This window comes from uncultured Thiodictyon sp., assembly GCF_903946935.1.
Classification (GTDB): Bacteria; Pseudomonadota; Gammaproteobacteria; order Chromatiales; family Chromatiaceae; genus Thiodictyon.
This window is the reverse complement of record NZ_CAJAXH010000113.1, coordinates 1-18,942: the sequence shown is the minus strand read 5'-3', so window position 1 is coordinate 18,942 and position 18,942 is coordinate 1. Positions and strand designations below refer to the sequence as shown.

At 64.9% G+C, this 18,942-nt stretch carries 16 protein-coding genes; 12 read left to right on the top strand and 4 right to left on the bottom strand.

From position 1 onward, the window contains the following. Positions 1-125: 125 nt before the first annotated feature. The 3 genes from QZX93_RS09880 to QZX93_RS09870 all read right to left on the bottom strand — a co-directional run bounded on the left by QZX93_RS09880 (position 126) and on the right by QZX93_RS09870 (position 1,683). A complete protein-coding gene (locus QZX93_RS09880; RefSeq protein WP_295387708.1) occupies positions 126-821 on the bottom strand; it encodes a hypothetical protein in 696 nt (231 codons plus the stop codon). Positions 822-1,034: 213 nt separating this feature from the next. Next, complete coding sequence (locus tag QZX93_RS09875; RefSeq protein ID WP_295387705.1) at positions 1,035-1,448, bottom strand: DUF2442 domain-containing protein; 414 nt, start codon at positions 1,446-1,448, stop codon at positions 1,035-1,037. Further along, entirely contained in the window at positions 1,435-1,683 is a 249-nt protein-coding gene (locus tag QZX93_RS09870) for a DUF4160 domain-containing protein (protein WP_295387702.1), read from the bottom strand. Before QZX93_RS09870 ends, QZX93_RS09875 begins: the two co-directional genes overlap by 14 nt. Positions 1,684-1,823: 140 nt before the next feature. On the opposite strand from QZX93_RS09870, the gene QZX93_RS09865 reads away from it, so the two are divergent. From QZX93_RS09865 to QZX93_RS09810, 12 genes are all read left to right on the top strand, one after another. Next, positions 1,824-2,093 carry a DUF1778 domain-containing protein gene (locus tag QZX93_RS09865; protein WP_295387696.1) on the top strand — a complete coding sequence of 90 codons (270 nt, stop codon included), beginning with the start codon at positions 1,824-1,826 and terminating at the stop codon, positions 2,091-2,093. A gap of 10 nt (positions 2,094-2,103) precedes the next feature. Beyond that, positions 2,104-2,628: a GNAT family N-acetyltransferase gene (locus QZX93_RS09860; RefSeq protein WP_295394562.1), complete on the top strand. Its 525-nt coding sequence runs from the start codon at positions 2,104-2,106 to the stop codon at positions 2,626-2,628. 63 nt (positions 2,629-2,691) lie between these two features. Further along, positions 2,692-3,747, top strand: coding sequence for a phosphoglycerate mutase (locus tag QZX93_RS09855; RefSeq protein WP_295387689.1), 1,056 nt, complete (start codon positions 2,692-2,694; stop codon positions 3,745-3,747). A 267-nt stretch (positions 3,748-4,014) separates the two neighbouring features. Beyond that, positions 4,015-5,034 carry a lipoyl synthase gene (lipA, locus tag QZX93_RS09850; RefSeq protein ID WP_295387686.1) on the top strand — a complete coding sequence of 340 codons (1,020 nt, stop codon included), beginning with the start codon at positions 4,015-4,017 and terminating at the stop codon, positions 5,032-5,034. Between the two features lie 79 nt (positions 5,035-5,113). Continuing rightward, entirely contained in the window at positions 5,114-5,638 is a 525-nt protein-coding gene (gene aroK, locus QZX93_RS09845) for a shikimate kinase AroK (RefSeq protein ID WP_295387683.1), read from the top strand. A 186-nt stretch (positions 5,639-5,824) separates the two neighbouring features. Beyond that, a complete protein-coding gene (aroB, locus tag QZX93_RS09840; RefSeq protein WP_295387680.1) occupies positions 5,825-6,898 on the top strand; it encodes a 3-dehydroquinate synthase in 1,074 nt (357 codons plus the stop codon). A gap of 586 nt (positions 6,899-7,484) precedes the next feature. Continuing rightward, positions 7,485-12,152 carry a glutamate synthase large subunit gene (gene gltB, locus QZX93_RS09835; RefSeq protein ID WP_295387678.1) on the top strand — a complete coding sequence of 1,556 codons (4,668 nt, stop codon included), beginning with the start codon at positions 7,485-7,487 and terminating at the stop codon, positions 12,150-12,152. Continuing rightward, positions 12,145-13,611, top strand: coding sequence for a glutamate synthase subunit beta (locus QZX93_RS09830; protein WP_295387675.1), 1,467 nt, complete (start codon positions 12,145-12,147; stop codon positions 13,609-13,611). The genes gltB and QZX93_RS09830 overlap by 8 nt, the downstream gene beginning before the upstream one ends. A gap of 272 nt (positions 13,612-13,883) precedes the next feature. Beyond that, positions 13,884-14,465 (top strand): AAA family ATPase, encoded by a 582-nt coding sequence (locus QZX93_RS09825; RefSeq protein WP_295387672.1) that lies wholly within the window; start codon positions 13,884-13,886, stop codon positions 14,463-14,465. Continuing rightward, positions 14,413-14,754 (top strand): AAA family ATPase, encoded by a 342-nt coding sequence (locus tag QZX93_RS09820; RefSeq protein WP_295387668.1) that lies wholly within the window; start codon positions 14,413-14,415, stop codon positions 14,752-14,754. The genes QZX93_RS09825 and QZX93_RS09820 overlap by 53 nt, the downstream gene beginning before the upstream one ends. 36 nt (positions 14,755-14,790) lie before the next feature. Next, positions 14,791-15,198 (top strand): DUF4276 family protein, encoded by a 408-nt coding sequence (locus QZX93_RS09815; protein ID WP_295387665.1) that lies wholly within the window; start codon positions 14,791-14,793, stop codon positions 15,196-15,198. 347 nt (positions 15,199-15,545) lie between these two features. Continuing rightward, complete coding sequence (locus QZX93_RS09810; RefSeq protein WP_295387662.1) at positions 15,546-15,800, top strand: AbrB family transcriptional regulator; 255 nt, start codon at positions 15,546-15,548, stop codon at positions 15,798-15,800. A gap of 158 nt (positions 15,801-15,958) precedes the next feature. On the opposite strand, the gene QZX93_RS09805 is transcribed toward QZX93_RS09810, so the two are convergent. Then, on the bottom strand, positions 15,959-18,502 hold the full coding sequence (locus QZX93_RS09805; protein WP_295394559.1) for an RCC1 domain-containing protein: 2,544 nt from the start codon (positions 18,500-18,502) through the stop codon (positions 15,959-15,961). Between the last annotated feature and the right edge of the window lie 440 nt (positions 18,503-18,942).

Sequence of the window (18,942 nt, the reverse complement as noted above, 5' to 3'; positions counted from 1 at the left end):
CTAGGATACCTGGCAGGCGACTCGATGCTGTCTTCATTCATATTGAAACCCGGAATAAGATCGCATTTTCGTATGGATTCCGGAGATTCTACAATTTTTTTGCTATAAAATCAATAATTTAGTTTCTAGACAGGCTCTAAGTTCGCCTCGAAGCGTGCTGGTGGGATGGGCTTCCTGAGTGATAGTCTGAGACGTCCAAAAACCGAATCAGGTTGGTATTTGTGACATAGATGACCGCGCCGCAACCAAGCGTCGAAGCCGCTCCTAATGCCTGCATTAACAACCTTGATCTCGGGAAGATAAATCCATGATGCCCGTTGTAGAGTGAGCCATATTTCATCGACACTTCGCCCTATTTTTAAATCGCTAATATATTTTGATAGTCTCGGTCTTTCGGAGCTTTTAATATCGGCTAAGTCAATATGAATGAATGTTTCGGCATGAACCCCAAAACCCTGCTCGCTGGCGTTTGCAGACCCTAACAAGAGCATTTGCTTGGTATATGTTCTTGTCTGATTTGTCAGTTTGAAGAATATTATCTTGGCATGCACAAGTCCGCTTGGGTTCGGCGCGGCGACCCGAATAATTCGGAATTGACATCGGTTGCCTGCTGGTCTGCGGTTCTCGTATAGCTGTTCGATTCCGTCGAGTTGGGCCTGATGCCATCCATCGTCCGCTAACAGAGTTAATTCTCTTGGGTGTCCGGAAAGCTCTATCAGTCTATCAAAAAAATTCTTGGTCAAATATGGGCCAATTACAAGAACGTCGTCTATTTCGTATCTATTTCTATGTAATAGCTCAAGATACGTTTCTAAGTTCATGATGTTCTTCTCGATTGTATGAACCTGCTCTCGGCGCCGAGCGCCTAGCAGGCTGTCGGACTTAGTGATGCAACCGATTGAATGCAAAGAGTTTCCTCTTTTGCGCCAAAAAGTCGTTTTCCTGTTTAATCAATCGGTTACGCCATCAAGTCCGACAGGCTGCTAGGACATGCGTGACACCGCGGAGCGGCGTCAGAATTATGGCGTCCGGAGTCAGGTAGCGGAAGCCGTTCTGGGTCGCTCACCATCGCGGCCGTTCGCGCGCGCCGGCTCGCCTTTGCTCACGCTCTTGACACTGCGGCCTTTCTTGCCGAGTTGGGCCGCCGTCCACTCACGACTCCCAAGGGACCCCTCCAGCAAGGCAGGCAAGTAGATATCCGCATCCAATTTAGGGAAGTGAAGGCCCAGGCCGGAGGGGCTGACCTCGATGAGGTCGAGATCGGCCGGCTTTGCCGCCTCGAGTCCTTGGGCGTCGTGCGGCAAGAAAGACAGCTCAATACCGCTGGAGAGGCCGATCACCACGCGATGTACGCGCTTATCGTAGCGAGCGGAAACCGCCACCGGGCCGGTCTCCCGGCGTTGTACGCCGCGGGCGTTGGCGCACTCAAATTCGTCAGGGCTGACCATGGATCATGCTCCAGTGGTGGCAGGCCGCGACCAGCGACGCCGCAAGTGCGGCCTTGATGCTGGTCAGTTCTTGCCGGGAGAAGCCGTAGTTCTCGCGCAATTCCGGCGGACCGTTCGGGCAACGCAGATTGAAGACCGCCTCGCCGCCACCGCCGACGATGTGGACGTGTGCGGGCCGATGGTCGTTCGGATAGATCACCACCCGCAGGTGGCCGAGGCGCAGCACCGTTGGCATGGTCGAAGCCTATCATAAACCGACGCTTTTGGTGTTCATGAGGTTGGCGCTCGCCAGTTTCCAGGCGCCCCTGTCGACTTGCCATGTATTGCATAACGCTATACGCTTATCTCATCACACTCACCGCAGCCGCCTTCAACATGGCCACTTCATCCACCAGCCTCATGGTTCGACTCGACCCGGACAGCAAAGACAGCATCACCCGGGCGGCGCAGCTGCGCCGCATCAGCGTCAGCGATTATGTCCGTTCGGTCGTCGTCGCCCAGGCGCGGCGCGAGATCGAAGCCGCGGCGAATCAGGTCATCACGCTGACACCAGACGAGCAACTCGCGTTCTGGCAGGCGCTGAGTGAGCCGGCGCAGCTCACGCCGGCCCAGCAGGCACTTGGCGCGCTGATGCGCGGCGCCTGATCCGCCGGTGGTGGGCACGGTTCGCTTTCCGACTGGATACCGCATCGAGCCGCTGCGCAAGGACCACCCCCGGCGGGCCTTTTGCAGCGGCCAGCCGCGCGTCGATGATTGGTTTGCGACCGCGGCACTACAGAACCAGGACAAGCATCTTTCAGCAACCAAAGTCCTGACGGGCGCGGACGCCGCCATCGCCGGGTTCTACACCCTCGCCACCGCTCAAGTCGACTTTTCCGACCTGCCTGCCGAGCTCACCAAGCGCCTGCCGCGTCGCCACCTGCCGGTTGCCGTCCTTGCGTGGTTCGGCGTCGACGAGCGCCATCAAGGTGAGGGCCTCGGCGCTCGACTACTCGCCCAGGCATTGCGTGACTGTTATGACGCCAGCCAGACCTTTCCCGTGGTCGCTGTCATCCTTGACTGCATCGACGAGAACGCCAAGACGTTTTACCGGCGCTGGGATTTCCGCGAGTTGCCCGGCCACGGCAACCGGCTTTACTTGAGCTGGATGCAACTCGAGGCCATGATGTCTGTCGGCTGACAGCACCGTGTGTGCGACACTGACGGCTTGTGCCGCCTTGAAACGATGCGATTGTTTGCACCCATGACCAGCCTGCAACTCATCTGTCCGGGACTCTTCGGCGCCGACGTCGGCGGGGCGGGGCCGTTGGACCGGACCCCGGCCCTGGACCGCCTGCTGGCCCGCGCCAACGCCCGGGAGACCCCGCCCCGCGATCCACTGGCGACCCTGGCCGGTGCCTTCGGCCTCACGTCCTCCCCGGACCTGGACTTGCCCACCGCTGCCCTCTGCCTGCTGGCCGAGGCGCCCGAGCTGGCGCTGGACGGCGACTGGTGCCACGCCGATCCGGTCCACCTGCATGCCGATCGGGACCGGCTGCTACTCTTTGGCGGCCCGTCGCTCGCGGTGGAGCCCGCTGAAGCGGCGGCCCTGGTGGCCGCATTCAACCTGCACTTTGGTGAGGACGGTTTGCGACTGGTGGCGCCACGGCCGGAGTCCTGGTATCTGCGGGCGGAGGTTGGCCCACGGCTGCGCACCAACCCGCTGCACGCCGTGACCGGACAGGCCCTGGATGCCTTTCTGCCCACCGGGGCGGACGCGCGCGCCTGGAACCGCTGGCAGAATGAGGCGCAGATGCTGTTCTACCAGCACCCGATCAACCAGGAGCGGCAGCGCCTGGGTCGGCCGACCATCAGCGGGGTCTGGACCTGGGGTGGTGGGGTCCTGCCCCAGGTCCCCGCCGCGCCCGCGCTGACGATTGCCGACCATCCTTTGGCCCTGGGTCTGACGCGGGCGGCCGGCGGGCGCCAGTTGGGGCTGGACGCACTGACCGAGGCGCCGTTTTCCTGGCCCGGGACTGGGGTGCAGCCATCGACCGACGTGCTGATCTTCTGGGATGGGCTCTGGTGGCCAGCCCTGGCGGGCGACCTGGATGCCTGGTGCGCCGCCTTGGCGGACTTGGAGACCCTGGTTGCCAGGCTTTCCGGCGAGTTGGCGGGCGGGCGGGTCCGTTCACTGACGCTCGATGACGGGCAGCGCTGGACCTTCACCCTGACCGCGTGGGGGCAGCGCCGGGTCTGGCGGCGCGGCGGCGGGTTGCGGGAGCGGATGCGCGGCCTTGATCGGAAGCCCTCGCGCTAAAGCGTCGCGGCCGGGGGCCGCTCCTACCAGTGCTCCCCGAAGGGGCGCAGATCCAACTCGAAGGTCCAGGCGGAGCGCGGCTGACGGGTGAGGAAGAAGATGGGTGGATGTCACGGACGGGGCAATTGTGACCCCAGCCGGCCCGGCTGACCAGGGTCGGCGAGGCCTGAAACTGCTTCGGCACAGACGCTCGGTGCATTGGTCGGTTAGACTTAACCCCCATCTCGAAAATATTGGACCCGCCCCTTTTTATCTGGACCCGGCACTATGACCGACTCGCCCCCGCTGACCGCCCCCTCCCGCGCCACCCCGCAGACCCACCAGCGGGGCGCGGACAAGGTCTCGCGCATCCCGGTCAAGGTGGAGCCCGCGGTGCCGGTGTTGCGTAAGCCCGCCTGGATCCGCGCCAAGGCGCCGGTGGGGCCGGAGGTGGCGCGGATCAAGCGCCTGCTGCGCGAGGCGCAGTTGGCCACGGTGTGCGAGGAGGCCAACTGTCCCAATCTCGGTGAGTGCTTCCATCAAGGCACCGCCACCTTCATGATCCTGGGGGATGTCTGCACCCGTCGCTGTCCCTTCTGCGACGTGGCCCACGGCCGGCCCCAACCGGTGGACCCGGCGGAGCCGGCGCACCTGGCCCAGTCGATCGCCGCCATGGGGCTGCGCTATGTGGTCATCACCTCGGTGGATCGGGACGATCTGCGCGACGGCGGCGCCGGGCACTTTGCCGATTGCCTGCGCGCGGTGCGTAGCCGCTGCCCGCAGACTCGCTTGGAGGTGCTGGTGCCGGACTTCCGCGGCCGGGTGGCGGTCGCCTTGGAGCAGTTTGTAGACGCGGCGGTGCCGGACGTATTCAACCACAATCTGGAGACGGTTCCCCGGCTCTATGCCCAGGCGCGCCCCGGGGCCGATTATCGGGGGTCGCTGGACCTGCTGGGCCAATTCAGGGCCAGACACCCTGAAATACCCACCAAATCCGGTATCATGCTGGGCCTGGGCGAGGATGCCCCCGAGGTGCTGGCGGTCATGGCGGACCTGCGTGCCCAGGGTTGTGAGATGTTGACCCTGGGCCAATATCTCCAACCGACCCGCGACCACCTGCCGGTGCGCCGTTACTGGACCCCGGCGGAGTTCGACGACTTGCGGCTGGCCGGGGAGTCCATGGGCTTTGCCAACGTGGCCAGCGGTGCCATGGTCCGTTCCTCTTACCACGCCGACCTTCAGGCCCAGGGTCTGGCCGCGCCGCCTGCTCGGGCGGCCGAAATCGCCGCCGCGCGAAGCCCCGAGTGAACCCCGTACCGAACTCACCGCGACCGAAAATTGCGCATACCCCTTGCCCTATCGGTCAAAATCTGGCATACCTGTATAGATGATACGCGCGCAGAACATTTTCCTCGTGGGGCCCATGGGGGCAGGTAAGAGCACCGTCGGCCGACAGCTGGCGGAGGCCTTGTCCTATACCTTCAAGGACAGCGACCACGAAATCCAGCGACGCACCGGCGTCGACATCCCCACCATCTTCGAATTTGAGGGCGAAGCGGGCTTCCGTGCCCGTGAGCGACAGGTGATCGAGGCCCTGGCGACGGAGGAGCGGATCGTGCTCGCCACCGGCGGCGGCGCCGTGCTCGACGCCGAGAACCGCCAGAACCTGGCCTCCCGCGGCGTGGTGATCTATCTGCACTGCACCCCGGAACAGCAGTTCAGTCGCACCTCTCGCGACCGCGGTCGGCCGTTGCTCCAGACCGAGGACCCGCTACAGAGGCTGCGTGAGCTGATGGACGAGCGCGACCCGCTCTACCGTCAGGTGGCCGATCTGGTGGTCTCCACCGAGAAGCGCGGCACCGCCTCGGTGGTCAAGGAGATCCGCCGCCGGCTCGAGTCCGAGGAGTCCTGAGCCGGTTGTTGGAAAGGGCCGTTCTCACGCCAAGGCGCCAAAACGCCAATTTTATTCAATGTGTTATCAGTATTTGGCCAGGTATCCCGAGGGTCTCTGGGCAGTGCTGGGACTGCATTGGTTCTCTTTGCGTCTTGGCGTCTTGGCGCCTTGGCGTGAGCAAATTCCGGATTTAGGTTAATCAGGATGTCTACGACCCTGAGCGTCTCACTCGGCGCGCGCAGCTACCCCATCTTCATCGGCGCCGGTCTGCTCGCCGACCCCGGCTGCTACCGGCCCTACATCCCGGGCCGGCAGGTGACGATCGTCACCAACGAGACGGTTGCCCCGCTGTATCTCGCGGCCGTTCAGTCCGCCCTTGAGGGCTACCGGGTCGAGACCGTCATCCTCCCCGACGGCGAGGTCTACAAGACCCAGGCGGTGCTTGAGCGCATCTACGACGCCCTGCTCGGTGCCCGCTTCAGTCGGGACTCGACACTTATAGCCCTTGGCGGCGGGGTGATCGGCGACATGGCCGGCTTTGCGGCCGCCTGCTATCAGCGCGGCGTGGCCTTCATTCAGGTGCCGACCACCCTGCTGGCGCAGGTGGACTCCTCGGTCGGCGGCAAGACCGGGATCAATCACCCCTTAGGCAAGAACATGATCGGGGCCTTCCACCAGCCCCGCGCGGTGATCGCCGATACCGCGACCCTCGACACCCTGCCGGGGCGGGAGCTCTCCGCCGGACTCGCGGAGGTGATCAAATACGGTCTGATCCGTGACGCCGCCTTCTTCGACTGGCTCGACACCAACCTGACGGCCCTGCGCGAGTGTGACCCCGCAGCATTGGCCGAGGCCATCCGGCGCTCCTGCGAAAACAAGGCCGAGGTGGTGGCCGCGGATGAGCATGAGGCAGGGGAGCGCGCCCTGCTCAACCTGGGTCATACCTTCGGTCACGCCATCGAGACCGGCGCCGGCTATGGCAACTGGCTCCACGGCGAGGCGGTCGGGGCCGGCATGTGCATGGCCGCGGACCTCTCCGCGCGTCTGGGCTGGCTCAGTGCCGCGGACCTGCAACGCACCCGCGACCTGATCGAACGCGCCGGGCTGCCGATTGCCGCGCCGCCTGAGCTCTCGGCCGAGCGCCTCCTGGAATTGATGGCTGTGGACAAGAAGGTGCTGGACGGCCGGCTGCGTCTGGTCCTGCTGCGCGGGATCGGCTCGGCGCTGGTCACGGACCAGTTCGACCCGGCGCACCTGCGTGCGACCCTGGGTGGCTAGCCAGAATATCTCACGCCAAGGCGCCAAGCACGCCAAGGTTTTGAGTGTGAAAGCAGCGTCGGGAATGTTGGTAAGTTCGTCGGTGCGTCAATCAGGGGGCCAGTTATCGACTAATCGACTGTTTTCTTGGCGAGCTTGGCGCCTTGGCGTGATAAATTCCCTTTCCAGTATCGCGCCTGCAAGCCGCTCCCACGAGCGACTTCCTCTTGTCGGAATAAATGCCCCGCCATGGTGCAACCCGCACCGATTCCGCCCACGCTGCGTGCCCGTTTCAGCCCCCGGTCGACGCCTTTTTGCCCCCACGGGCTCACGCAGCCATGGCACACTGAATGCTAGCGCGATATGATCGCCGGTCGCGCGCCGTCGGTTGCCCCTGAGCCGACGACGCTTAAGCCCGAGTTTCCAGTTTCTTTAGGTGGGTTGCCGCGCACGATGGGCACCGACCAGGGTCCGAAGACGCCGGATTTCAGGGGATTGTGTCGGCCGGTCCGGGTCAGGCGACCCCGGCCGTTGCCAGGTGGATGCGTGACGCCCCCGCGCGACACAATCCCAAACCGTTACGCTCCAGGTACCTACGAGGTCAGCGATGAACCTGCGTGCCCTTCCGCCCGCACAGGGTCTCTATAACCCGGCCAACGAACACGATGCCTGCGGCGTCGGGTTCGTCTGCCATATCAAGAATCAGCGCAGCCATGCCATTGTCCGGCAGGGCCTGGAGCTGTTGCAGCGCCTGACCCATCGCGGCGCCGTGGGTGCCGACCCGCGGGCCGGCGACGGGGCGGGCATCCTGCTCCAGATCCCGGACGCCTTCTTCCGCGCGGTGGTGGACTTTGAGCTGCCCCCCGCCGGGACCTATGGTGTGGGCATGCTCTTCCTGCCCCAAGACCCGGCGGCGCGCGAACAGACCCAGGCCACGGTCGAGCGGCGCCTCACCGAGGGTGGTCAGGTGTTGCTCGGTTGGCGCGACGTGCCGGTCGACAACAGCGTGCTCGGCCATAGCGTGCTGCCGACCGAGCCCGTGGTCCGCCAGCTCTTCATCGGCCGCGGTGCCAACTGCCCGGACGCCGCCGCCTTCGAGCGCAAGCTGTTCGTCATCCGCAAGCAGATGGACAACGCGATCCGCGCGGCCGGCATCGACAAGACCGCCTTCTATGTGACCTCCATGTCCGCCCAGACCATCGTCTATAAGGGCATGTTGCTGGCCGATCAGGTGGGCTCCTACTTTCTGGACCTGGCGGACCCGCGTGTCGCCTCGGCCCTGGCCCTGGTGCATCAGCGCTTCTCCACCAACACCTTCCCGACCTGGGACCTGGCCCACCCTTTCCGGATGATCTGCCACAACGGGGAGATCAACACCTTGCGCGGCAACCTCAACTGGATGGCGGCGCGCCGGCACACCATGCGCTCGCAGATCCTGGGCGAGGACCTGGATACCATCTGGCCGCTGATCCCCGAGGGCCAGTCGGACTCCGCCAGCTTCGACAATGCACTGGAACTGCTGGTGATGGGCGGCTACAGCCTGGCCCACGCCATGATGCTGCTGATCCCCGAGGCCTGGGCCGGCAACAAGGAGATGGACACCCAGCGGCGCGCCTTCTACGAGTACCACGCGGGCCTGATGGAGCCCTGGGACGGCCCGGCGGCCGTGGCCTTCACCGACGGGCGCCAGATCGGTGCCACGCTCGACCGCAACGGCCTGCGCCCCGCCCGCTACCTGGTCACCAATGACGATCTGGTGATCATGGCCTCCGAGATGGGCGTGCTGGACATCGAAGAGTCCCGCATCGTCAAGAAGTGGCGGTTGCAGCCCGGCAAGATGCTCCTGATCGACCTGGAGCAGGGCCGCATCATCGACGACGCCGAGATCAAGGCGGAGCTGGCGGGCGCCCACCCCTACCGCGATTGGCTCAACCGCACCCAGATCCACTTAGACGACCTGCCGACCAACGTCGCGCCCATGGCCCCGGACGCCGACACCCTGCTCAATGCCCAGCAGGCCTTCGGCTATACCCAGGAGGACATCAAGTTCCTGCTCACGCCGATGGTGGTGACGGGGCAGGAGGCGGTCGGCTCCATGGGTGCCGACAATCCGCCCTCGGTGCTGTCGCAGCGGCCCAAGCACCTGTCGAGCTATTTCCAGCAGAACTTCGCCCAGGTGACCAACCCGCCGATCGACCCGATCCGCGAGGAGCTGGTGATGTCGCTGGTGTCGCTGATCGGCCCGCGGCCCAACCTGCTCGGCATCAACGAGGCCGGCACCCACTGGCGTCTGGAGGTCCACCAGCCGGTGCTGACCAACCAGGACCTGGAGCGCGTGCGCCATATCGAGGACAACTCGGGTGGCGCCTTCCGGACCCGCACCCTGCACATGGTCTACCCGTCGGCGGACGGTGCGGCCGGCATGGGCGCGGCCCTGGAGCGGCTGTGCCACGAGGCCGAGCAGTCGGTACACGACGGCTACAACATCCTGATCCTCTCCGACCGCAATACCAACCTGGATCACATCCCGATCCCGGCCCTGTTGGCCACCTCGGCGGTCCATCATCACCTGATCCGCCAGGGGATGCGCACCAGCGCCGGGCTGGTGGTGGAGACCGGGTCGGCGCTTGAGGTCCATCACTATGCGGTCCTGGCGGGTTATGGCGCCGAGGCGATCAACCCCTATCTGGCCTTCGACACCATCGACTCGCTGCTGCCGAGCTTCAGCGAGAAGTTGAGCTTCGAGGAGGCGCAGAAGCGTTATATCAAGGCGGTCGGCAAGGGGTTGCTGAAGGTCATGTCCAAGATGGGCATCTCCACCTTCCAGTCCTATTGCGGGGCGCAGATCTTCGATGCGATCGGGCTCAACACGCCCTTCGTCGATCGCTATTTCACCGGCACCCAGACCATGGTCGAGGGCATCGGCCTCGCGCAGGTCGCCCAGGAGGCGGCGCGCTGGCACGCCCAGGGCTATGGCAACGAGCAGATCTACCGCACCCAGTTGGACGTGGGCGGCGACTATGCCTTCCGGCTGCGCGGCGAGGATCACGTCTGGACCCCGGACAGCATCGCCAAGCTCCAACACGCCGCCCGCGCCAATAGCTGGGAGACCTACGAGCAGTTCGCGCGGCTGGTCAACGAGCAGAACGAGCACCTGTTGACCTTCCGCGGGCTCATGGACTTCCATTGGGCCGAGGTGCCGTTGCCGCTCGATGAGGTCGAACCGGCCAAAGAGATCGTCAAGCGCTTCGCCACCGGCGCCATGTCGTTCGGCTCCATCTCCTACGAGGCCCACTCGACCCTGGCCAAGGCGATGAATGCCCTGGGCGGCAAGTCCAACACCGGTGAGGGCGGCGAGGAGCCCGAGCGCTTCAACCCGCTGCCGGACGGCTCCCCAAACCCCGAGCGCTCGGCCATCAAGCAGGTGGCATCGGGCCGTTTTGGCGTGACCACCGAGTATCTGGTCAACGCCGACGACATCCAGATCAAGATCTCCCAGGGCGCCAAGCCGGGCGAGGGCGGTCAGTTGCCCGGTCACAAGGTCAGCCCCTGGATCGCCCGGGTGCGTCACAGCACCGCCGGTGTGGGCCTGATCTCCCCGCCGCCGCACCACGACATCTATTCGATCGAGGACCTGGCGCAGCTCATCCATGATCTGAAGAACGTCAATCCCAAGGCGCGGATCTCGGTCAAGTTGGTGTCCGAGATCGGCGTCGGCACGGTCGCCGCGGGCGTCTCCAAGGCCCATGCCGACCATGTGACCATCTCCGGTTATGACGGCGGCACCGGCGCGAGCCCGCTGACCTCGATCAAGCACGCCGGCTCCCCGTGGGAGATCGGCCTGGCCGAGACCCACCAGACACTGGTGCTCAACAACCTGCGCGGGCGCATCGCGGTGCAGGTCGACGGCGGGATGCGCACCGGCCGCGACGTGGTCATCGGTGCCCTGCTGGGGGCGGACGAGTTCGGCTTTGCCACCGCGCCGCTGATCGTCTCCGGCTGCATCATGATGCGCAAATGTCACCTGAACACCTGCCCGGTGGGTGTCGCGACCCAGGACCCGGAACTGCGCAAGCGCTTCACCGGCCAGCCTGAGCACATCATCAACTACCTGTTCTTCGTCGCCGAGGAGATGCGCCAGATCATGGCGCGGCTGGGTTTCCGCACCGTCACCGAGATGGTCGGCCAGTCCGACCGCCTGGAGATGCGCCGCGCCATCGACCACTGGAAGGCGCAGGGGCTCGACTTCACCCGGCTGCTCGCCAAGCCCAAGGTCGGCGTGGATGTGGCCGTCTCCTGGCGGGACACCCAGGACCACGGGTTGGACCAGGCCCTGGACCACGAACTGATCGCCAAGGCCCGGCCCGCGCTGGAAGACGGCAAGCCGGTCAGCATCGAGACCCGGGTTCACAACTACAACCGCACCGTCGGCGCCATGCTGTCGGGCCGGGTGGCGGAGCGCTACGGTCACGCCGGCTTGCCCGATGACACCATCCACATCAAGGCCTATGGCACCGTCGGCCAGTCGTTCGGCGCCTGGGTGGCCCGGGGTGTGACCATCGAGCTGGAAGGGGAGGGCAACGACTATGTCGGCAAGGGACTGTCCGGCGGGCGCCTGATCATCTACCCGCCCAAGGACTGCGCCATCGCGCGGGCCGAGGACAACATCATCGTCGGCAATACCGTCCTGTACGGCGCCATCGGCGGTGAGTGTTATTTCCGCGGGGTGGCCGGCGAGCGCTTCTGTGTGCGCAACTCCGGTGCCACCGCGGTGGTGGAAGGGGTCGGCGACCACGGCTGCGAATACATGACCGGCGGTATCGCCGTGGTCCTGGGACCCACCGGGCGCAACTTCGCGGCCGGTATGTCGGGCGGCATCGCCTATGTGCTCGATGGCGACGGCAGCTTTGAGGGCCGCTGCAACCTCTCCATGGTGGAACTGCAACCCATCCCCTCGGAGGACGCGGCCCTGGAGGCGCTCGACCATCAGGGCGGGGACATGGAGAACCACGGGTTGGTGGACATCAGCCGCGACATGACCCGCTACGACGCCAAGCGGCTGAAGGGGATCATCGAGCGCCACCTGCATTACACCGACTCGGACGTCGCGCGGCGTATCCTCGATGACTGGGCGGTGTACCTGCCGCGCTTCATCAAGGTGATGCCGGTCGATTACAAACAGGCGCTGGCGCAGATGCAGGCCAAGCAAAGCCGCCCGCCCCAGCCCAGCAAGCAGCGCCCGAATGCCGTCACGCGGGAGATCAGCCATGGGTAAGCCGACTGGATTCAAGGAGTTCGATCGTCGCGACCGACGCTATGCGCCGGTGTCCGACCGGGTGGTCAACTACCAGGAGTTCGTCATCCCCTTGAGCGATGCCGAGGTCGGCACCCAGGGGGCGCGCTGTATGGACTGCGGCATCCCCTTCTGTCATCAGGGTTGCCCGGTCAACAACATCATTCCGGATTGGAATGACCTGGTCTATAAGGGCGACTGGGAGACGGCGATCGAGGTCCTGCACTCCACCAACAACTTCCCGGAGTTCACCGGCCGCATCTGCCCCGCCCCCTGCGAGGCCTCTTGTACGCTCAACATCGACGACAGCCCGGTGGCCATCAAGACCATCGAATGCGCCATCGTCGACAAGGCGTGGGAACAGGGCTGGATCAAGCCCCAGGTCCCGCAGCGGCGCACCGGCAAGCGGGTGGCCGTGGTCGGCTCCGGTCCGGCCGGGCTGGCCTGCGCCCAGCAGTTGGCGCGCGCCGGTCATCAGGTCGCGGTCTATGAGAAGGCCGACCGCATCGGCGGTCTGCTGCGCTATGGCATCCCGGACTTTAAGCTGTCAAAGACGCTCATCGACCGGCGCCAATCGCAGATGCGCACCGAGGGCGTGGAGTTCCACACCCATGCCCATATCGGCGTCGACATCCCGATCGGCAAACTGCGCGCCGACTATGACGCACTGGTCCTGGCCGGCGGCTCCGAGCAGCCCCGCGACCTGCCGGCGCCCGGGCGGGAACTCTCCGGTATTCACTTCGCCATGGACTTCCTCACCCGCAACAGCAAGCGGGTGCAGGGCTCCTATGTGCCGGATGAGGCCTTCATCAACGCCCAGGGCAAGCGGGTGCTGGTGATCGGCGGCGGCGATACGGGTTCCGATTGCATCGGCACCTCCAACCGCCATGGCGCCAAGTCGGTCATCCAGATCGAGATCCTGGACAAACCCCCGGTGAAGGAAGACAAGGGACTGACCTGGCCCGACTGGCCGAACAAGCTGCGCACCTCCTCATCGCAAGAGGAGGGCGGCGAGCGCCATTGGAATGTGCTGACCAAGGGCTTCGTCGGCGACGATCAGGGGCGCGTCCAGGCGGTCAAGTATTGTCTGGTGCGCTGGGACAAGGACGCCGATGGCCGCTGGCAGATGAGCGAGGTCCCGGGGTCGGAGGCCGAATTCAAGGTCGATCTGGTGCTGCTCGCCATGGGCTTCGTCCACCCGGTCCACACCGGCATGATCGAGGCGCTCAAGGCCGACACCGGCCTGGAACTCGACCCCCGCGGCAACCTCAAGGCCCCCACCGAGGGGGTGGGCGCCTACCAGACCTCGGTCCCCGGGGTCTTCGGCGCCGGCGACATGCGCCGCGGCCAGTCGCTGGTGGTCTGGGCCATCCGCGAGGGGCGCCAGTGTGCGCGCGCGGTGGACGAGTGGCTGATGGGGCGGTCGGATTTGCCGAGGTAGGCGCGCTGGGCTCGCTTCTCGTGACACCGCTCCAGCGGTGTCACGCATGTGTCTGGCGCTGTGCGCCCCGGGTGTCGGCGGACGCAACGACGGCCTTGTTCATCGTTCCGGCCAGCGGCGGTCTGTCTGCAACTGGAGGTCGAGGCTTTAGCCGGTGGCGGTTCCCAACATCTCCAATCAAAATCAATGGTGCCCGCACGCCGGTCCGGCTAAAGCCTCGACCTCCAGTGACCGGAACGACGATCACGGCCAGACCTCGGTAGACATCCGCGATGGCAATACTCGACAAAATCACCGTCGCCGGCTTCAAGTCGATCCGCAGCCTCGATAATTTTGAACTGCGGAACCTCAATGTGCTGATCGGTGCCAACGGCGCCGGCAAGAGTAATTTCATCGGCCTCTTTCAACTGCTCTCCGCGCTCATGGCGAAGCGGCTTCAATTATTCGTGCAGGAGCACGATGGCCCGGACGCGATCCTGTTCGGGGGGCGCAAGAAGACACCCGTTCTGCACGTTGAGCTTTTTTTCGGCAACAATGCCTACGAGATCGAGCTGAAGCCGGCAGGCCAGCGATTGATCTTTCAAACCGAAAATACGAAGTTCTTTAGCTTACCCTACCATCTTCCACACTTTCTCGGCACTGCGCATCAGGAGGCGCTACTTCCCGATGCCAGTGACACCTTCACCCGGGTCGCACAAAAGGCGCTCGCCAGTTGGCGCATCTATCACTTTCACGACACCAGTACCTCCGCGGCGGTTCGCCAGGCCGGTGCGGTGCGGGATAACCTGCTCTTAAAGCCCGATGCGGGCAATCTCGCCGCCTTCCTGCGCAGACTCCGCCAAGCTGCGTCCTGACACAATCCTGATCGACGAGCCCGAACTGGGACTCCATCCCTATGCCGTCGCGATACTCGCCACCCTGCTGCGTCAGGCAAGTGGCGGTGGCAAGCAGTTCATCGTTTCCACCCAATCAGTCGAACTCGTCAACGAGTTGTCGCCTCAGGACGTCATCGTCGTCGATCGCAAGGACGGCGCTTCGGTCTTCGAGCGGCTCGACGCGGAGCGACTCAAAGACTGGCTCGAGGATTACGCCTTAGGTGAGTTGTGGAAGATGAATGTGCTGGGCGGGAGGCCGTCGCGGTGATCGAGGTCATCGTGGTCGGGGAGGGCCAAACCGAAGATGCATTCATCCGCGATCGAGGCAGCATTCGCGGCGTCTGTTATCGAGCGCTCTGAATGTCGGGCTGAACGGTTCTTGGCCTACATCCAGCCCTACGAGTTCGAAGCACTGCTGTTTTCCGGGATCGCGCGGGTCGCCGAGGTCGAATCACAGTGGCACGGCCAACTCGGGCTATTGCGGCAAGCCAGGAATGACGCGAAAAGCCCAGAGCATATCAATGATGGGCCGACCACCCACCCATCGGCCGGACTGGCAGCTTTACGTCATCCGCGCTACCAAAAGACGCTGCATGGTTCGCAGATCGCCGGGCGCATCGGCTTGGAGCAAATGCGGACCGAGTGCAGCCATTTCGCTGCCTGGCTGACACGCATCGGGTCGCTACGGCCGCTGACACTACCGGCCGGGTAGGGCGTTCCGCGCGGCTGGTCGCTGCTAGCCTGAGGCCATCCGCGAGCGAGGGGCGCCAATGCGCGCGAGTGGTGGATGACTGGCTGATGGGGCGGCCCGATGTGCCCAGGCAGGGGGCGCGTCTGGCTCAGCAGCTCGCGGTCTTCATTGCGGCCGGGACGCCGCAATCCAGGCCAGGGACGGTACCTCGCAGGCGGTCGCGACCCGGCGGAACGACCTTCGGCAGGGGCTGGCGCCCTGGTCCAAGCCGACCGCACCAAGATAAAGAGGCGGCCTTCGGGCCGCTTTTCCTTTGGTGCCCCGGATGTCGTATACTAAGTCCCAACGCCCTGGGAGGGACCGACCTCATGATTGCGACCGCCAAGCTCGATAACACCAACCACCGTCAAACCGTGCGGCTGCCCGCCGGCTTCGAGCTTGCCGGCAAGGAGGTCTGGGTCCGCAAGGACGATGTGACCGGTGAGCTTACCCTGAGCCCGAAACCGCCCAGCCCAGACCAAGACCGCCTGAAAGCCCTGTTCGCCCTACTGGACGAGGCGCCGTTGCCGGATGACTTTCTCGCCGATCATCCAAATGCCGTTGAGTATCTTACGCGGCTGTAGACGCGACAATTAACTCGAGCCGCTTATTGGGGTCGGAATATCGTGGCCTGTCCCTAATTGCCTCCCTCTCCCATAGGGGGAGGGTGATTAGGCGCGCGCCCCCGGCGCGACTTTCACGGTCATCCGACCGATCCACTCACGCCGCCGCGCCCCCGGACTCAATGGCCCAAGACCGCCCGCCAGCCACCTTGGCTCGGCAACACCAGGGCCTTCGCCAGATAGACCGCCTCGACGGCCTGGGCTGAGGTGATGTTGGTCAGGGTGCAGGTCTGTCCGATCTGACCGGCGCAGGCCCCGCGCCAACCGGCAAAGAGATAACGCGGGTTGCCGTGCGCGGTGCAGGTGCTGGCGCCACCACTGCTCACCGGGTTGGGCGTACATCTCACCGTCCCCCCGGCTGCCGGGCTCGCGGTGGCGGTGATGGTGTTGGCGTTCCTTCCCACGATCGCGGCCATGTGAGACCCGCCGGCACTCAAATCGAGGATCGACTGGCCGGACAATAGACCACTCCGATCCACCGCCACCGGGACCCATGAATCCGCGTTGGTGCCGTTGCCCAACTGGCCAGACCCGTTGTAGCCCCAGCAGGCGGCGGTGCCGTCGGTGGCCAAGGCGCAGGTGTACAGGTTCCCCGCACTGACCTGGGCGATGGTCTTGCCGTTCAGCACCCCGCTGCGATCCACCGCCACCGGGACGCATGAATCGCTGGTGGTGCCGTTGCCCAACGCGCCATTCCCGTTCAAACCCCAGCAGGCGGCGGTGCCGTCGGTCGCCAAGGCGCAGGTGTGATAGGACCCCACGCTGACCTGGGCGATGGTCTTGCCGTTCAACACCCCGCTGCGATCCACCGCCACCGGGACCCATGAATCCGCGTTGGTGCCGTCGCCCAACGCGCTATACCCGTTTGAGCCCCAGCAGGCAGCGGTGCCGTCGGTGGCCAAGGCGCAGGTGTGATAGGTCCCCGCGCTGACCTGGGCGATGGTCTTGCCGTTCAACACCCCGCTGCGATCCACCGCCACCGGGACCGATGAGTTGATGTTGGTGCCGTTGCCCAACGCGCCAGTCCCGTTGTCACCCCAGCAGGCGGCGGTGCCGTCGGTCGCCAAGGCGCAGGTGTGATAGGTCCCCGCGCTGACCTGGGCGATGGTCTTGCCGTTCAACACCCCGCTGCGATCCACCGCCACCGGGACCCATGAATCGCTGGTGGTGCCGTTGCCCAACTGGCCATAGACGTTTAAGCCCCAGCAGGCGGCGGTGCCGTCGGTCGCCAAGGCGCAGGTGTGATAGATCCCCGCGCTGACCTGGGCGATGGTCTTGCCGTTCAACACCCCGCGGCGATCCACCGCCACCGGGACCGATGAACTGTTGTTGGTGCCGTCGCCCAACTGGCCAGACGAGTTGGCACCCCAGCAGGCGGCGGTGCCGTCGGTGGCCAAGGCGCAGGTGTGCCAGCCCCCCGCACTGACCTGGGCGATGGTCTTGCCGTTCAGCACCCCGCTGCGATCCACCGCCACCGGGACCGATGAGTTGATGTTGGTGCCGTTGCCCAACTCGCCATGGAGGTTGTAACCCCAGCAGGCGGCGGTGCCGTCGGTGGCCAAGGCGCAGGTGTAATAGATCCCCGGGCTGACCTGGGCGATGGTCTTGCCGTTCAACACCCCGCTGCGATCCACCGCCACCGGGACCCATGAATCGCTGGTGGTGCCGTTGCCCAACTGGCCATACCCGTTGTAGCCCCAGCAGGCGGCGGTGCCGTCGGTGGCCAAGGCGCAGGTGTAAGAGGCCCCCGCGCTGACCTGGGCGATGGTCTTGCCATTCAACACCCCGCTGCGATCCACCGCTACCGGGACCCATGAATTGGTGTTGGTGCCGTTGCCCAACTGGCCATTCCAGTTGTCACCCCAGCAGGCGGCGGTGCCGTCGGTGGCCAAGGCGCAGGTGTGAGCGGTCCCCGCGCTGACCTGGGCGATGGTCTTGCCATTCAACACCCCGCTGCGATCCACCGCCACCGGGACCGATGAATACGTGTTGGTGCCGTTGCCCAACTGGCCATTCCAGTTGTAGCCCCAGCAGGCGGCGGTGCCGTCGGTGGCCAAGGCGCAGGTGTGAAGACGCCCCGCGCTGACCTGGGTGAGGGTCTTGCCGTTCAGCACCCCGCTGCGATCCACCGCGACCGGGACCCATGAATCCGTGTTGGTGCCGTTGCCCAACTGGCCATACCAGTTGTAACCCCAGCAGGCGGCGGTACCGTCGGTGGCCAAGGCACAGGTGTGATAGTCCCCCGTACTGACCTGGGCGATGGTCTTGCCATTCAACACCCCGCTGCGATCCACCGCCACCGGGACCGATGAATTGGTGTTGGTGCCGTTGCCCAACTGGCCATAGTCGTTTAAGCCCCAGCAGGCGGCGGTGCCGTCGGTGGTCAAGGCGCAGGTGTCTTCGACCCCCGCACTGACCTGGGCGATGGCCTTGCCCAGCAACCCACCCACCGCCATCGGGACCCATGAAGCCATGTTGGTGCCGTTGCCCAACTGGCCGTATGTGTTGTCACCCCAAGCCACACCCGATCCCCCGGCCCCGGCCCCGGGCGGCGCCAGCACCAGGGCGAGTGCGACCCCATGCACCCAATACCAAACCGACCGGACCGGATCAGTCCCCGACCGGCAATCGACCCTAAACCACCAAGGCATCAACGAATGCATCCCGATTGGACTCCACAATGATTGACATGAGATCGCAGAAAAAACCCACTAATTGTAGTCCGTCGGTCGGGTTAGGCGCGCGCGATACAGCGCCTCTATTGAAAACAGCGGCTTGCCGCGCACCGTAACCCGACACCCCGGCCTCCTGCGTCGGATGAGGGCGCGCGCGAAACCCTGGTTTCGACATCCGATGCCGTACCACGCGCGCCTGACGCCCATGGCGCCCGCGCCACCCCACAAGATGAAAGTGGCGGGCGCCGGCCGTTCCCCCACCCCTCCCTCTCCCATAGGGGGAGGGTGATTAGGCGCGCGCTCCCGGCGCGACTTTCACGGTCATCCGACCGATCCACTCACGCCGCCGCGTGCCGGGACTCAATGGCCAAAGACCGCCCGCCAGCCACCTTGGCTCGGCAACACCAGGGTCTTCGCCAGATAGACCG

Coding starts and splice junctions, on each gene's coding strand:
- aroB (WP_295387680.1), top strand. CDS start 5,825: ATGTCTACGACCCTGAGCGTCTCACTCGGCGCGCGCAGCTACCCCATC.
- QZX93_RS09855 (WP_295387689.1), top strand. CDS start 2,692: ATGACCAGCCTGCAACTCATCTGTCCGGGACTCTTCGGCGCCGACGTC.
- QZX93_RS09825 (WP_295387672.1), top strand. CDS start 13,884: ATGGCAATACTCGACAAAATCACCGTCGCCGGCTTCAAGTCGATCCGC.
- QZX93_RS09820 (WP_295387668.1), top strand. CDS start 14,413: ATGCGGGCAATCTCGCCGCCTTCCTGCGCAGACTCCGCCAAGCTGCGT.
- QZX93_RS09870 (WP_295387702.1), bottom strand. CDS start 1,683: ATGCCAACGGTGCTGCGCCTCGGCCACCTGCGGGTGGTGATCTATCCG.
- gltB (WP_295387678.1), top strand. CDS start 7,485: ATGAACCTGCGTGCCCTTCCGCCCGCACAGGGTCTCTATAACCCGGCC.
- lipA (WP_295387686.1), top strand. CDS start 4,015: ATGACCGACTCGCCCCCGCTGACCGCCCCCTCCCGCGCCACCCCGCAG.
- QZX93_RS09865 (WP_295387696.1), top strand. CDS start 1,824: ATGGCCACTTCATCCACCAGCCTCATGGTTCGACTCGACCCGGACAGC.
- QZX93_RS09875 (WP_295387705.1), bottom strand. CDS start 1,448: ATGGTCAGCCCTGACGAATTTGAGTGCGCCAACGCCCGCGGCGTACAA.
- QZX93_RS09880 (WP_295387708.1), bottom strand. CDS start 821: ATGAACTTAGAAACGTATCTTGAGCTATTACATAGAAATAGATACGAA.
- QZX93_RS09830 (WP_295387675.1), top strand. CDS start 12,145: ATGGGTAAGCCGACTGGATTCAAGGAGTTCGATCGTCGCGACCGACGC.
- aroK (WP_295387683.1), top strand. CDS start 5,114: ATGATACGCGCGCAGAACATTTTCCTCGTGGGGCCCATGGGGGCAGGT.
- QZX93_RS09810 (WP_295387662.1), top strand. CDS start 15,546: ATGATTGCGACCGCCAAGCTCGATAACACCAACCACCGTCAAACCGTG.
- QZX93_RS09805 (WP_295394559.1), bottom strand. CDS start 18,502: ATGCATTCGTTGATGCCTTGGTGGTTTAGGGTCGATTGCCGGTCGGGG.
- QZX93_RS09815 (WP_295387665.1), top strand. CDS start 14,791: ATGCATTCATCCGCGATCGAGGCAGCATTCGCGGCGTCTGTTATCGAG.